This is a genomic window from Neisseria sp. WLZKY-1, assembly GCF_046546535.1.
Lineage (GTDB): Bacteria > Pseudomonadota > Gammaproteobacteria > Burkholderiales > Neisseriaceae > Neisseria.
The window spans coordinates 1-12,737 of sequence record NZ_JBKGTW010000052.1 but is presented as its reverse complement, the minus strand read 5'-3'; the positions used below and the strand labels follow the sequence as shown (position 1 = coordinate 12,737).

At 60.2% G+C, this 12,737-nt stretch carries 15 protein-coding genes; 10 read left to right on the top strand and 5 right to left on the bottom strand.

The genetic code is table 11. The annotated features are described in order from the left end of the window. The coding region (locus ACLD9W_RS10705; protein ID WP_410842005.1) for a hypothetical protein at window positions 1-1,867 on the bottom strand (1,867 nt) is incomplete at its 3' end. A gap of 335 nt (window positions 1,868-2,202) precedes the next feature. Between ACLD9W_RS10705 and ACLD9W_RS10700 the strand changes: the two genes are divergently transcribed. From ACLD9W_RS10700 to ACLD9W_RS10690, 3 genes are all read left to right on the top strand, one after another. Next, window positions 2,203-2,382, top strand: a complete 180-nt coding sequence (locus tag ACLD9W_RS10700; protein ID WP_410842004.1) for a DUF4372 domain-containing protein — start codon at window positions 2,203-2,205, stop codon at window positions 2,380-2,382. After that, the gene (locus tag ACLD9W_RS10695; RefSeq protein WP_410842003.1) at window positions 2,348-2,929 is read left to right on the top strand and encodes an IS4 family transposase; all 582 of its coding nucleotides are present in this window, start codon (window positions 2,348-2,350) and stop codon (window positions 2,927-2,929) included. Before ACLD9W_RS10700 ends, ACLD9W_RS10695 begins: the two co-directional genes overlap by 35 nt. A 234-nt stretch (window positions 2,930-3,163) precedes the next feature. Beyond that, window positions 3,164-3,799 (top strand): glutathione S-transferase family protein, encoded by a 636-nt coding sequence (locus ACLD9W_RS10690; RefSeq protein ID WP_410842002.1) that lies wholly within the window; start codon window positions 3,164-3,166, stop codon window positions 3,797-3,799. Window positions 3,800-4,024: 225 nt separating this feature from the next. Here ACLD9W_RS10690 and ACLD9W_RS10685 read toward each other — a convergent pair whose 3' ends face one another. Together ACLD9W_RS10685 and dusB are read right to left on the bottom strand one after the other, a co-directional pair. Further along, window positions 4,025-4,264, bottom strand: a complete 240-nt coding sequence (locus ACLD9W_RS10685) for a Fis family transcriptional regulator (protein WP_036496425.1) — start codon at window positions 4,262-4,264, stop codon at window positions 4,025-4,027. 103 nt (window positions 4,265-4,367) lie between these two features. Then, complete coding sequence (dusB, locus tag ACLD9W_RS10680) at window positions 4,368-5,390, bottom strand: tRNA dihydrouridine synthase DusB (RefSeq protein WP_410842001.1); 1,023 nt, start codon at window positions 5,388-5,390, stop codon at window positions 4,368-4,370. A gap of 201 nt (window positions 5,391-5,591) precedes the next feature. Between dusB and ACLD9W_RS10675 the strand changes: the two genes are divergently transcribed. The 3 genes from ACLD9W_RS10675 (at window position 5,592) to ACLD9W_RS10665 (ending at window position 7,083) form a co-directional block, all read left to right on the top strand. Next, complete coding sequence (locus tag ACLD9W_RS10675; protein ID WP_410842000.1) at window positions 5,592-6,383, top strand: Cof-type HAD-IIB family hydrolase; 792 nt, start codon at window positions 5,592-5,594, stop codon at window positions 6,381-6,383. A 125-nt stretch (window positions 6,384-6,508) separates the two neighbouring features. Beyond that, a complete protein-coding gene (locus ACLD9W_RS10670; protein ID WP_410841999.1) occupies window positions 6,509-6,715 on the top strand; it encodes a dioxygenase in 207 nt (68 codons plus the stop codon). Then, entirely contained in the window at window positions 6,712-7,083 is a 372-nt protein-coding gene (locus tag ACLD9W_RS10665) for a VanZ family protein (RefSeq protein WP_410841998.1), read from the top strand. The genes ACLD9W_RS10670 and ACLD9W_RS10665 overlap by 4 nt, the downstream gene beginning before the upstream one ends. Window positions 7,084-7,419: 336 nt before the next feature. On the opposite strand, the gene hemF is transcribed toward ACLD9W_RS10665, so the two are convergent. Continuing rightward, window positions 7,420-8,328 carry an oxygen-dependent coproporphyrinogen oxidase gene (hemF, locus tag ACLD9W_RS10660; protein WP_410841997.1) on the bottom strand — a complete coding sequence of 303 codons (909 nt, stop codon included), beginning with the start codon at window positions 8,326-8,328 and terminating at the stop codon, window positions 7,420-7,422. A 169-nt stretch (window positions 8,329-8,497) separates the two neighbouring features. On the opposite strand from hemF, the gene ACLD9W_RS10655 reads away from it, so the two are divergent. Together ACLD9W_RS10655 and argS are read left to right on the top strand one after the other, a co-directional pair. Beyond that, complete coding sequence (locus ACLD9W_RS10655; protein WP_410841996.1) at window positions 8,498-9,127, top strand: GDSL-type esterase/lipase family protein; 630 nt, start codon at window positions 8,498-8,500, stop codon at window positions 9,125-9,127. Window positions 9,128-9,234: 107 nt separating this feature from the next. Next, entirely contained in the window at window positions 9,235-10,953 is a 1,719-nt protein-coding gene (argS, locus tag ACLD9W_RS10650; protein WP_410841995.1) for an arginine--tRNA ligase, read from the top strand. Window positions 10,954-11,092: 139 nt separating this feature from the next. Here the strand turns inward: argS and ACLD9W_RS10645 are convergent, their stop codons facing one another. Beyond that, window positions 11,093-11,542 (bottom strand): MarR family winged helix-turn-helix transcriptional regulator, encoded by a 450-nt coding sequence (locus ACLD9W_RS10645; RefSeq protein WP_410841994.1) that lies wholly within the window; start codon window positions 11,540-11,542, stop codon window positions 11,093-11,095. A 146-nt stretch (window positions 11,543-11,688) separates the two neighbouring features. Between ACLD9W_RS10645 and ACLD9W_RS10640 the strand changes: the two genes are divergently transcribed. Continuing rightward, window positions 11,689-12,120, top strand: a complete 432-nt coding sequence (locus tag ACLD9W_RS10640) for a cytochrome b (protein WP_410841993.1) — start codon at window positions 11,689-11,691, stop codon at window positions 12,118-12,120. 13 nt (window positions 12,121-12,133) lie between these two features. Beyond that, the gene (locus ACLD9W_RS10635; RefSeq protein ID WP_410841992.1) at window positions 12,134-12,604 is read left to right on the top strand and encodes a hypothetical protein; all 471 of its coding nucleotides are present in this window, start codon (window positions 12,134-12,136) and stop codon (window positions 12,602-12,604) included. Window positions 12,605-12,737 lie beyond the last annotated feature (133 nt).

Here is a 12,737-nt window from a genome sequence, read left to right as displayed (position 1 = left end):
TCTGCAGCAGGTTTTGCGCGTCTTGGCGTGCGGTTTTGCCGTTGCCCAGCGCGATTTCCAGCAGCTTGGGAATATAGGCTTTGGGGATGGCGGGAAACTTGGCGAGCATGGCGATGGCTTTGTCCGCCTGCAGTTTGCGCCATTCGTTTTCAGCGCGCGAAGGAATCATACCGAGTGCTTCGTCGATAAAGTCGCTGTGTTCCATAAAGAAGGGGACAACCAATTCGGGACGGGAAACGAATTCGGGCAGGCTGCGGGCGTAATACAAACCTCTCAAATAGGCTTCGGCGATGTCGCGCTCGACTTTTTCCCGAACCACGCCGATATCGACTGCCGCCTGCGCCAGCTGGCGCAAATCGAGATGCTCGAAATGCCACACTAGCAGGCCGTATAAAAACAGGTGGTCGAAATCGATGTAATCGTAGTAGCCGCTTTCCAGGCGCAGGGCGTGGTGCAGGCCGTATTCGGGCAGGTTTTGCAAGGTTCTTTTGTAGGTCAGGATTTCGCGCAGAAAGACATAGCCGCCGTTTTCGATGCGCTCTTGGGCTTCGGCTTTGTTCATGCGGCAGCCTTGGGCATAGGTGTTTATCCAGCGCAAGAGTTCGGCGGGCACTTTATCGTTGTAGTGCTTGCGCCATTTTTTGTATTCGTCCTGCGCCCAATGGGATTTGTAACTGGCAGTTTTGGTTTCTTCGATTTCGCACTCGGCGGCCTGACGTTTTTTCTCCATTAAATCACGGGCGTTTTGTTCCAATACAGGCAGGATGCTGTCGGGGATGTCGGTCTGCACCAGCGGCTCAAACGGCTGGGGCGCGTATTCGGTATCGTCGGCTTCGGCCATGCCGTCCAAACGGCTTAAGGCAGCCTGAATGCTCTCACGCACCGGTTTGCTTTTTTCTGCATCCAAAGCGGCGGCCAGCGTGCTGCGGCTGCCTTCGCCGCCGCGTGCCAGCAAATCGACGGCCGTGCTGCGCTGCTTGGGCGTGCCGTTGGCCAGCAGAGCGGCCAGATGTTCGCGGGCTTCTTCGGCTTTCAGGCTGCTTGCGGCTTCTTCGGCCGCTTTGCGCACCTGCTTGCTGCCGCTGGCGCACAGGGCAACAACCAGCTTGGGCTGGCTGTGCAGAAATTCGGCGTTTTCCCGGCCGAATTCGCAAAGAAACACATACTGCCCGCCCGCGCCCATGGCGGTAACGGTGTCATACAGCTCGGCCGGATGCGCCTGCAGAAATTCGGGGATGCCTGCGGGCTTGCGGAACAGGTCGTTGCCGTCGTCCCAGTCGTACTTACTTAATCCTTCGCGTTCAAACAGGGTTTGAATCAGCACGTTTTCAGGCTGCGCCACGTCTTCCGAGCGCAGCAGATCGAGCAGTTGTTCCATTGTCCAGCGGTGTTTCTGGTCTTTGGACAGATTGCTGCTGCCTTCGAAAGTAACGTAAAAATCAATCATCAGATAGAGAAACCACGCGGGCGCAAGCGGCGCGGTGTGGGTGAACCCGTATTCTTTGCCCGCAGCGTGCAGCAGCTTGCCCAGGCGCACGATTTGCTCGTTAGTAAAGCGGCCGAACAGATCGGCATACAGATGGGTGCGGGCAATGTGCGCCTGTCTGCTCTGCTCGGTTAGCTCGTAATACCAAGGGGAAAAACGGGCGGGCATATCCAGCAGCAGCGCGGCTTCGCCGTCGGGCTTGCCCTGCAATTCCAACAGCAGCGCGGCTTCGCCGCCCGAGAGCACATATTCGGCGGCACGCTCCGGCCAATCCGCCCCGTATTGGGCCAGCGGCTTGAACGCGGCCAGCAGATAATCAAGCGTGGACGCGGCTTTGTCTTGGCTTTTGAAAAAAGCGGCGAATTTTTCGGGAAGAGACATGGTATTTTTCCTTTATTTCGGGGTTTCAGGCTGCCTGTTCAGACGGCCTTTGGGGGCTTTAGTTTCGTTGGAATAACGTTTTCAGGCTGCCTTCACAGGCCGTCTGAAAGCAGCCTGAAAACGACAGAGCAACCGCGTCCCCTCTCCTGCTCGCGGGGGAGGGAGTAAAGTGCGCGGTGGAATGGGCGGTTTCAGACGGCCTTTTACTTCGTCATTCCCGCGCAGGCGCACTACTGTCCGGAATAAAACCCCGCCACCCAAACAAAAAGGTTGCAGTCCAACGTTTTTACGGGTAAACCCCAGAGCGTCAACTCAAAAACATCGGAACTGCAACCATGTACAGCATAAGCCGCTTCCAGCAAATCATCAAGCCCGTTATGAACGGACGCTTCGCCCGCCATGTCCGCACACACAAAGCCGATAAACACAGCAAAGGCTTCGGCTGCCAAAACCTGCTGCTCTGTCTGCTCTACGCCCAGCTTGTGCGACTACAACTGGTGGGCCAAACTGGATGAAGCGGGCGCCTATTTCGTCACCCGGCTCAAAACCAATGCTGCCGTTGAAGTGGTCAGACACATCAAACCCACTGAACATGAAAACACCGGCGAAACCGTCCTGGCAGACGAATACATCCGTTTCACGCACCGCAAAAACAGCAGCCGCCCCAACCGCTGCCACGGAAAAATCCTGCGCCGCATCACCGTAAGCCGCCAAGGCAAAGAGCCGCTGGTTTTAGTGAGCAACAAGCTAGGCGTCACCGCACAGGAAATTGTCGGCACCTACAAAGCGCGTTGGCAGATTGAGCTGCTGTTCAAATGGCTCAAACAGCACCTGCAGCTCAAACGCTTTTTAGGCCGCAGCGCCAACGCGGTGAAACTGCAAATCCTGTGCGCGATGATTGCCTATCTGCTGCTGAAGCTGTACCAACAAAACGGCAGAACAGACCAAAGCCTGCACCTGCTGTGCACACGGATTGCGGGCAGCCTGTTTGAGCGGCCGCAAACGCTGTATGCCCGCTACGCGCGCCGAAGGCGGGAAAGGCTTGAACTGGCGCGGATGTAGGGGGTGTTGTTTTGAAATCAAGTGCTTGGCGTGTTGATTTGTATGGGTTATTTATTCCGGACAGTAGTGCGCCTGCGCGGGAATGACGTTGTTTAAAGTCGCAGTAGGTCAGGAATTTATGCCCGACAAATCCCGTTTGCAATGTCGGGCATAAATTCCAGACCTACTGCTGCTGACAAAAACCGACACACCCCCGTGCTATCATCGCCGCTTTTCCACCACACACAGGAGCGCATGATGCCTACCCCCGAACTCACCCTTTACACCACTCCCTTTTCGCGCGGCACCTATGCCGTGTGGATGCTCAAAGAGTGCGCCGCGCCGTGCAATATTGTGGCGCTGTCGGCTGACCAGCTGCACGAAGCGGACTATCTGGCCGTCAATCCCTTGGGCAAAGTGCCCGCACTTAAAGCCGGCGGCACCATACTCACCGAAACCATTGCCATCATCACCTATCTGGCCGAGCAGTTTCCCGAGAAAAACCTGATTCCCGCCGCCGGCAGCATCGAGCGCGGCGAATACTACCGCTGGCTGTGCTTCAGCATCCAGCTCGAATACGCGCTGATGAACCGGTTTTTCGACATCAAATCAAACCATGAAAAATTCCGCAGCGGCATCGGCTACGGCAGCTATGACGAAGCCGTCGCCCTGTTGCGCGAACATCTGCGCGGCCGCGACTATATCGTCGGCAAGCGCTTCAGCGCGCTCGATCTCTATTACAGCGCCCTGCTGCTGCACTTTAGCCGCAATATGCAGGTGCTCGATGCCGATCCGGTGTTCGCCGCCTATATCGAACGCCACACCGCCCGTCCTGCCTTCGCCGAAACCATGGCTTGGGCGCAGCAGGCGGCGGCGCAGTTGGGCGGATAGGCCGTCTGAAAAAGCCCAAGCAGCCCGAAGACCCTGCCAACGGGGTTTCGGGCTGCTTTTTTGCGTTTGCGGCTGTCGGAATCAGATTGGCTTTTTCAGACGGCCTGTCACAGTGGCGGCCTGCCGTTTGCCGCGCGGGCGGATAGGCCGTCTGAATCGCGGATGCGGGCAGGGAAAAGGCCGTCTGAAAAACTTTCAGACGGCCTTTGTATATTCGGCTGCGGCTCAGATCAGGCCGTGTTCGAGCAGTTTTTTACGCAGGGTGTTGCGGTTGATGCCGAGCATGTCGGCGGCTTTGGACTGGTTGCCGCCGCATTGCGCCATCACGACTTGGAGCATGGGTTTTTCCACTTGGCGCAGCACCATGCCGTAGACGTTGGCGGCGGGTTCGCCGTCGAGCGTGCGGAAATACTGGTGCAGGTTTTGTTCGATGCAGTGGGCGATGTCGGTGGTTCGGTTCGGCATGGTACGCTCGTCTGAATGGTTTTTTAGTTTGTTGCGCCGCGTGGCGGCAGCCCGTAAATGTCAGGCGCTATTGTAAGCAAAAAAAGCGGTTTGTAACAGTTCTTTAAATTTTGTTAGCCGAAGCGGCCGTTTCAGACGGCCATAAGCCGCTTTGGCGCTCGGGAGCGGCGGCGAGGAAGGCGGCGACGGCGTCGTATTGGGCGTCGGCGCTGTCGAGGGCGTTGGCCTGTTTGCGCAGGGCGGCGCCGTCGGCGAAGGGGGCGGTGTACCAGCCAATGTGTTTGCGGGCGATGCGTGCGCCTGCGGTGTCGCCGTAGAAGGCGTACATGGCTTGGAGGTGCTGCAAAAAGGCGTCGGCGGCCGTCTGAAAGGCGATGAGGGAGGGCGGCGTGCCGTGTTGCAGGAAGTGTTTGATTTCGGCGAAAAGCCACGGCCTGCCCTGTGCGCCGCGCCCGACCATTACGCCGTCGGCGCCGGTTTGCCGCAAGACGGCGGCGGCTTTTTCGGCGCTGGTAATGTCGCCGTTGACCCACAGGGGGATGGAGATGTCTTGCCTGACTTGGGCGATAAGCTCGTAGGAGGCGTCGCCTTTGTACATTTGCTCGCGGGTGCGGCCGTGCACGGCGAGGGCGGCGATGCCTGCCTGTTCGGCCATTTTGGCGATGGTGCGGATGTTTTTGTTGTTTTCGCAAAAGCCGAGGCGGGTTTTGAGGGTGACGGGCACGCCCGCCGCCGCGACGACGGTGGTCAGGATGTCGCCGACCAGTTTTTCGTTTTGCAGCAGGGCGCTGCCCGAGAGCACGTTGCAGACTTTTTTCGCCGGGCAGCCCATGTTGATGTCGATAATCTGCGCGCCCTGTTCGGCATTGTAGCGGGCGGCTTCGGCCATGCGCTGCGGGTCGCTGCCGACGATCTGCACGGCGCGGACGCCGTCTTCGCCGGAGAAGTCGCTGCGGTGCAGGCTTTTTTTGGTGTGGCGCAGCGAGGGGTCGCTGTTGAGCATCTCGCTGACGGCGTAGCCCGCACCGAAGCGCCGCGCCAGTTGGCGGAAGGGTTTGTCGGTGATGCCCGCCATCGGCGCGAGGGCGGCGGGGGTTTCGATAATGTAGGGGCCGATGGAAAACATGGGATGCGGGTGCCAAAAAAAGGGCGCGATTATATAGCGGAAGGGCGCTGCGGGGTTTGCAGGCCGTCTGAAACGCCGTTTTCAGACGGCCTGCCGCACCGAACCGCATACCGCACCCGAATAAAGCCGCAACACGGCCGAACCGTAGCCTTCCCGCGCCGACCCGCTATACAATCCGCCCCTTTTTCAGACGGCCTCCCCATGAAACGCACACCGAAAATCATCTTCTTCGACATCGACGACACCCTGTGGATCAAAGACGAGCAGCGCATCCCCGACAGCACCCGCACGGCCTTAGGCCGTCTGAAAGAGCGCGGCATCGCCGCCGCCATCGCCACCGGCCGCCCGCCCTGCCTGATTCCCGACCCCATCCGCGCCTTAATGGCCGATGCCGCCATCGACATCCTCGTCGCCATCAACGGCCAATACGTCGAACGCAGCGGGCAAGTGCTGGCCGAGTTCCCCCTCAGCCGCAGCGAGCTGGATGGCACTACCGCCCACCTGCGCCGCCTCGGCATCGCCTACGCCTACGAATCCGCCCGAAAAATCAGCGTCCCCGCCGACAGCCGCGAAATGCAGGCCGCCCTCGGCTCGCTCTCCATTCCCTATCAAACCGGCGAAACCGACCCCGATATTCCCGTCCACCAAATCCTCGGTTTTTACGACGAAAGCCGCGCCGAAGCCGTCGAATCGGGTCTGCCCGACAGCCTGCGTACCACCCGCTGGCACACCTTCGGCGTCGACATCCTGCCGCGCCGCGGCTCGAAAGCGCGCGGCATCCGCACCGTGCTCGACAGCCTCGGCCTCGCCACAGACGACGCCATGGCCTTCGGCGACGGCCTCAACGACATGGAAATGATGCAGAGCGTTGGCTGCGGCGTCGCCGTCGGCAACGCCCACCCCCAACTCAAAGCCGCCGCCGACCACGTCTGCCCGCCGATACGCGAAGACGGCATCCTGCGCGGCCTCGCCGAACTGGGCGTGCTCGACTGACCGGACCGCCGGACGCAGACGAAAAAGGCCGTCTGAAACCCTTTCAGACGGCCTTTGCCCATTTGCTGCATGCGCGGCGCAACGGTAACATACGCCGCCTTATCCACCCTTTCAGACGGCCTGCCATGCAGCACATCACCGAACTCATCCGCAGCGAAACACCCTCCGCCGTGCGGGAAACCCTCGAATTCATGCTCTACGAATGCAGCCTTGACCAAGCGCCCGATGCGGCCGACGTCGGACAATGGCGCGGCATCCTGACACAGCGCGGCGGCAAATTCCTGCCGCTGGCGCAAATGTGTGCCGACTGGCTGGCCGAGGAAGGCGCATGAGCCTGCCGCGCAACAAATACACCCTCTTTGCCGCCCTCTGGTTCGCCGCCCTGTGGTTCGCACTGCTGCGCGAAAGCGGCAGCCACACGCCGCCGCCCTTTCCCCACTTCGACAAAGCCGCCCATTTCGCCGCCTTTTTCGCCCAATTCTGGCTGGCCGCACGCGCATGGAACGAAGAGTGCCGCCGCCCGCCGATACTGCACCTGGCCGCCGCCGCCCTCGTGCTCGCCGCCGCCACCGAAGCGGCACAGGCGCTGTTCACCCGCACCCGCAGCGCCGACCTGCTCGACGCCCTGGCCGACCTGTCCGGCACCGCCGCCGCGCTGTGGCTGGCAGACAAAGTATGGCGCAGCCGCAACGGACGATAGGGCACAAAGGCCGTCTGAAACCTCATCGGACAACAAAGTCCCCTCTCACGCCCGCGCGGGTGGGGGCTTGCGCTGCTGCGGCAACTTTTGCAGGGCATCGGCGCGAATGCAGTTCTGCGAACTGCCACCCCCTCCCCAACTCTCCCCGCGCGGGCAGGAGAGGGGGCGGATGCGCAGCGGAATCGGTAGTTTCAGACGGCCGCTGCGGCAGGAGGGCGCACGCGGTTTCCGTTCTCCGGCAGCCGTGCAGGCAGACTGTTTGAGCAGACGAAAGAAAGGCCGTCTGAAACCCCAAATCGGGTTTCAGACGGCCTTTGTGCATTCGGGAGCAAGGGATCAGCGCAGTTCGGCCAGCCAGTCGCGCGGTTTGAGGTAGTTTTGCAAACGCGCTTCGGTGCTACCCTCTTCGGGGGCATAGCCGTATTCGAAGCGCACCAAGGGCGGCAGCGACATCAAAATGCTTTCGGTGCGGCCGCCGCTTTGCAGGCCGAAGTGGGTGCCGCGGTCGAACACCAAGTTAAATTCGACGTAGCGGCCGCGGCGGTAGAGTTGGAACTGCCGTTCGCGCTCGCCGTAGGGCGTGTGTTTGCGGCGCGACACAATCGGGCGGTAGGCAGCGGCGTAGGCTTCGCCGGTTTGGCGGATAAAGTCGAGGCAGGTGGCGAAGTCCCAGCGGTTCAAATCGTCGAAAAACAGCCCGCCCGCGCCGCGCGTTTCGCCACGGTGCGGCAGGTAAAAATATTCGTCGCACCATTTTTTGTATTCGGCATAAAGGCCGTCTGAAAACCTGTCGCACAGGTTTTTCGCCGTTTGGTGCCAGTGCAGGATGTCTTCGTCGAAGGGGTAAAACGGCGTGAGGTCGAAACCGCCGCCGAACCACCACACGGGTTCGCCGCCCTGCGGGTAGGCGATAAAGCAGCGCACGTTGGCATGGCTGGTTGGCACATAGGGGTTGCGCGGGTGGATAACCAGCGACACGCCCGCCGCTTCGAAGGGCGCGCCCGCCAGCGCGGGGCGGGCGGCGGTGGCCGACGCGGGCAGCGACGCGCCCTGCACATGGGAAAAGTTCACACCCGCCTGCTCGAACACCGCGCCTTGTTTGAGCACGCGGCTCTCGCCCGTGCCCAGGCGGCTTTGCCAGTGTTCGCCGAGAAACACCGCGCCGTTTTCCTCTTCGGCTTCCAGCGCGGCGCAGATGTGGTTTTGCAGGGTACGCAATACGTTTAAGACGGCCTGAATGTCCATGTTTCTTTCCTTTTGTTGCGGTTGGCGGCGGATTATATAGTGAGTCAAAACAAGAAAGATACAAGGCGCAGCCACGCCGTAGGTTTCTTGTTTGGGCTCACGATAAGCGGAACGGGCGGGCGGTTTGCCTGTATCATCCGCCGCTTTCCCCACGGATACGGAACACGCCATGCCCCTCACCCGTCGCCGCTTCCTCGCCCTCGCCGCCGCGCTGGCCGCAGCCGCCTGCACCAAAACCGCCCGCCAAGCCGCCATTTCGCGCGGCAGCACGGTTTTGGCCTTGGGCGACTCGCTCACCTACGGCTATGGCGCGCCGCCCGAAGCCGCCTATCCCGTGCGCCTCGCCGCCATCACGGGCTGGACGGTCGTCAACGGCGGCGTGTCGGGCGACACTTCCGCGCAGGCTCTGGCACGTCTGCCCGCGCTGCTCAAACGCGCGCCCAAGCTGGTGTTGCTGGGCATCGGCGGCAACGATTTCCTGCGCCGCGTGCTCGAAAGCGACACCCGTCGCCATATCGGTGAGACTATCGCCGCCGTGCAGGGCGCGGGCGTGTCGCTGGTGCTGATTGCCGAACCGAAACCGAGCCTCGGCGCGCTGGTCGGCAGCCTGTCCGACCATCCGCTGTATGCCGGTTTGGCCGAAAAATACCGCGTGCCGCTGTTTGCCGACGGCTGGTCGCGCATTCTGAGCGACAACGCGCTCAAATCCGATGCCATTCATGCCAACGCCGAGGGTTATGCCCTGTTTGCCGAACGGTTGGCGGTGTTTTTGCAGAAGCAGGGATTTTGGCGCGGCTAAACCCTCCGCAAACCTTTTCAGACGGCCTTTCGGGTAAAATGCCGCGTTTTCACATTGAAGAGGCCGTCTGAAAACCTTTTCAGACGGCCTGAACGAAAGAGCAAACCATGAATCTACACCAAACTGTCGAGCGCGAAGCCGCCGCCGCCTTTGCCGCCGCAGGCATCGCCGATGCGCCCGTCGTACTCCAACCGGCCAAAAACGCCGATTTCGGCGACTACCAAATCAACGGCGTGATGGGCGCGGCCAAGCAGGCCAAGCAAAATCCGCGCGAGCTGGCGCAAAAGGTTGCCGACGCGCTCTCGGGCAATGCCGTCATCGAAAGCGCACAAGTGGCCGGGCCGGGCTTTATCAACCTGCGCCTCAAACCCGATTTTCTCGCCAAACACGTTCAGACGGCCTTAAACGACCCGCGCTGCGGCGTGGCCAAAAAAGACGCGCCGCAAACCGTGGTTATCGATTATTCCTCACCCAACCTCGCCAAAGAAATGCACGTCGGCCACCTGCGCTCCAGCATCATCGGCGACAGCATCTCGCGCGTGCTCGAATTTACGGGCGACACCGTCATCCGCCAAAACCACGTCGGCGACTGGGGCACGCAGTTCGGCATGCTGGTGGCCTATATGGTGGAACAGCAAAAAGACAATGCCGCGTTTGAACTCTCTGATTTGGAACAGTTTTACCGCGCCGCCAAAGTACGCTTCGATGAAGACGCGGCCTTTGCCGACACCGCACGCGAATATGTGGTGAAACTGCAGGGCGGCGATGAAAACGTGTTGAAACTGTGGCAGCAGTTTGTCGAAATCTCGCTCGGCCACGCGCAGGCGGTTTACGACACGCTCGGCCTGAAACTCACGCCGTCTGATGTCGCAGGCGAATCGAAATACAACCCCGAGCTGCAAAACACGGTGGACGATTTGGTGCAAAAAGGCCTGGCGGTAGAAGACGACGGCGCGAAAGTCGTGTTCCTCGACGAATTTAAAAACAAAGAAGGCGAACCGGCCGCGTTTATCGTGCAAAAACAAGGCGGCGGCTTTCTTTACGCCTCCACCGACCTGGCCTGCCTGCGCTACCGTGTCGGCACGCTCCACGCCGACCGCCTGCTGTATGTGGTCGACCACCGCCAAGCCCTGCACTTCGAGCAGCTTTTCGCCACCTCGCGCAAAGCAGGCTATCTGCCCGACAGCGTGAAAGCCGAATTTGTCGGCTTCGGCACAATGATGGGTAAAGACGGCCGCCCGTTCAAAACCCGTTCGGGCGACACCGTGAAACTGGTTGACCTGCTTGACGAAGCGGTCGAACGCGCCGCCGCATTGGTCAAAGAAAAAAATCCCGATTTGAGCGCAGACGACGCGGCGAAAATCGCCCAAACCGTGGGCATCGGCGCGGTGAAATACGCCGATTTGAGCAAAAACCGCACCAGCGATTACGTATTCGACTGGGACGCGATGCTCTCGTTTGAAGGCAACACCGCGCCCTACCTGCAATACGCCTACACCCGCGTACAAAGCGTGTTCCGCAAAGCGGGCGACTGGGACGCAGCGGCAGAGCTGACACTCGCTGAACCGGCCGAAAAACAGCTTGCCCTCGAGCTTTTGAAATTTGAAGACGTATTGCAAAGCGTGGCCGACACCGGCTACCCGCACTACCTCGCCGCCTACCTCTACCAGCTCGCCACCCTGTTTTCCCGCTTCTACGAAGCCTGCCCGATACTCAAAGCCGAAGGACAAACCCGCAACAGCCGCCTGCAACTGGCGCGGCTGACCGGCAACGTACTCAAACAGGGCTTGGATTTGCTCGGCATTGATGTGCTGGAAGTGATGTAAGGCGCGTTTAAAAAAGAGGCCGTCTGAAACCCTGAAATCAGGTTTTCAGACGGCCTTTCCTTTCAGACGGCCTTCTTGACCCATGCTGCCCAAACAGTCGGCAACATAGCCGCATCGCGTACTGCCTTTGCCTGCGCCGTTACCCCGCCGCCTTCACCCACCTTCCCAGCGTCAGCAACACCTTCTCCGCCGCCGCCAATTCTTCCGCGCTCAAATCCTGCGCCCATTCCGCCGCCTGCGCCATCCAGCGTTGGCGCACTTGGGCGAACACCGCCGCGCCGCGTTCGGTAAGCGAATAGAGTGGCGAACGTTTGTGCGCGGGGTTGTCGGCGGCAGCGACCAAACCGTCGGCCAGCAGCAGATTGAGCTGCTTTTGCGCGCCTTGGCGGCTCATGCCCATGCGTTCGCCCAGCTGCGGCGAGGTTTGCGCTTCGGCGGCGTGTGCCAGCGCGCCAAGCATTTGCCAGCGCGCCGAGGTCAGCCCCAAATCGGCGGCGAAACGGTCGCCCCACGCGAGCAGTAAACCGTTGGTGTAGAAAATTTCGGTGGTGATGCGGCTGAGGGTTTCGCTGTTTAACTGATTGTCCATGCTGTGTTTCCCAAATGATTTTGCGGCGGTGAGTTTAAAAAATGCGGAAAACGGTTGTCAAATAGTTGCGGTTTTCAAGCAAAATAATTTGACAACTGATTTCCATATTTGTAAACTGGTTTCCAAATTATTACGCGAAGGAAACCATGAAACCCGACACCCCGCAACGTTACGCCCCGTTCACCCGCTTTCTGCATTGGGGCATGGCTGCCTGCTATGCGTTTATGTTTGCCGGCGCACTGGCGTGGCATCTCAACGGCAGCCTGAAATTCCTGATTGCGCCGCACAAAGCCGTCGGCGTGCTGCTGCTGTTGCTCGCGGCGGTGCGTTTTATTTGGGCATTGCGCAACCTGCGCCGCCGTCCCGCAGGCAGCCTGAAAGTGAAGCTGGGGCATCTTGCCCTGTATGCGCTGATGTTTGCCGTGCCCGCCAGCGGCATGGCGCGGCAGTTTCAAGCACCGCTCGGCGTTGTGCACGGCGCGTTGGCGTTTGCCCTGCTGTTGCTGATTGTCGGACACGTCGGCATGACGGTTGCCCACCAGCGCAAAGGCGAGAAAATATTACAACGCATGATGTAAACGGAGACCAAATATGAAACCCTACTTTCACACAGCCGCCCGGGTGCTGCTTTTTATCGGCGGCAACCTGCTGGCGGGCAGCGCGCTTGCCTTTGCCGCGCTCAATCAGGGCGCGCGCGTGCAGGATGGCACGTTCTTTTACTGGCAGCGGTATTTTGTGGACAACATTGTCGCCACCGCCACCCTGCCCGGCATCGCGCTGCTGGTCGGCGGCAGCCTGCTGCTCTGCCTTGCCGAAATCAGGAAAAAACATCTGTTGCTGCTGGCGGTGTCGCTGGCGGTCGCCGCCAACAGCCTGCTGTTTATTCTGCCCGCTTCGCATCAAGCGTCCGCGCTGGCGTTTCAGTCTGCCCGGCCGGTTGCGGTATCCGCCGCTTTTACCGCCGCCAAAAATACGGAAGACCGCCACGGGGCGGTGAATGGGATGCTGCTGTTGGTTTATCTGGCGGTGTTTTTTTGCCCGTGCACGCGCAAAAAGGCTTGAGGCCGTCTGAAAGGTTGAGGCCGTCTGAAAGGTTGAGGCCGTCTGAAAGTTGAGGCCGTCTGAAAGTTGAGGCCGTCTGAAAGTTGAGGCCGTCTGAAAGTTGAGGCCGTCTGAAAGTTGAGGCCGTCTGAAA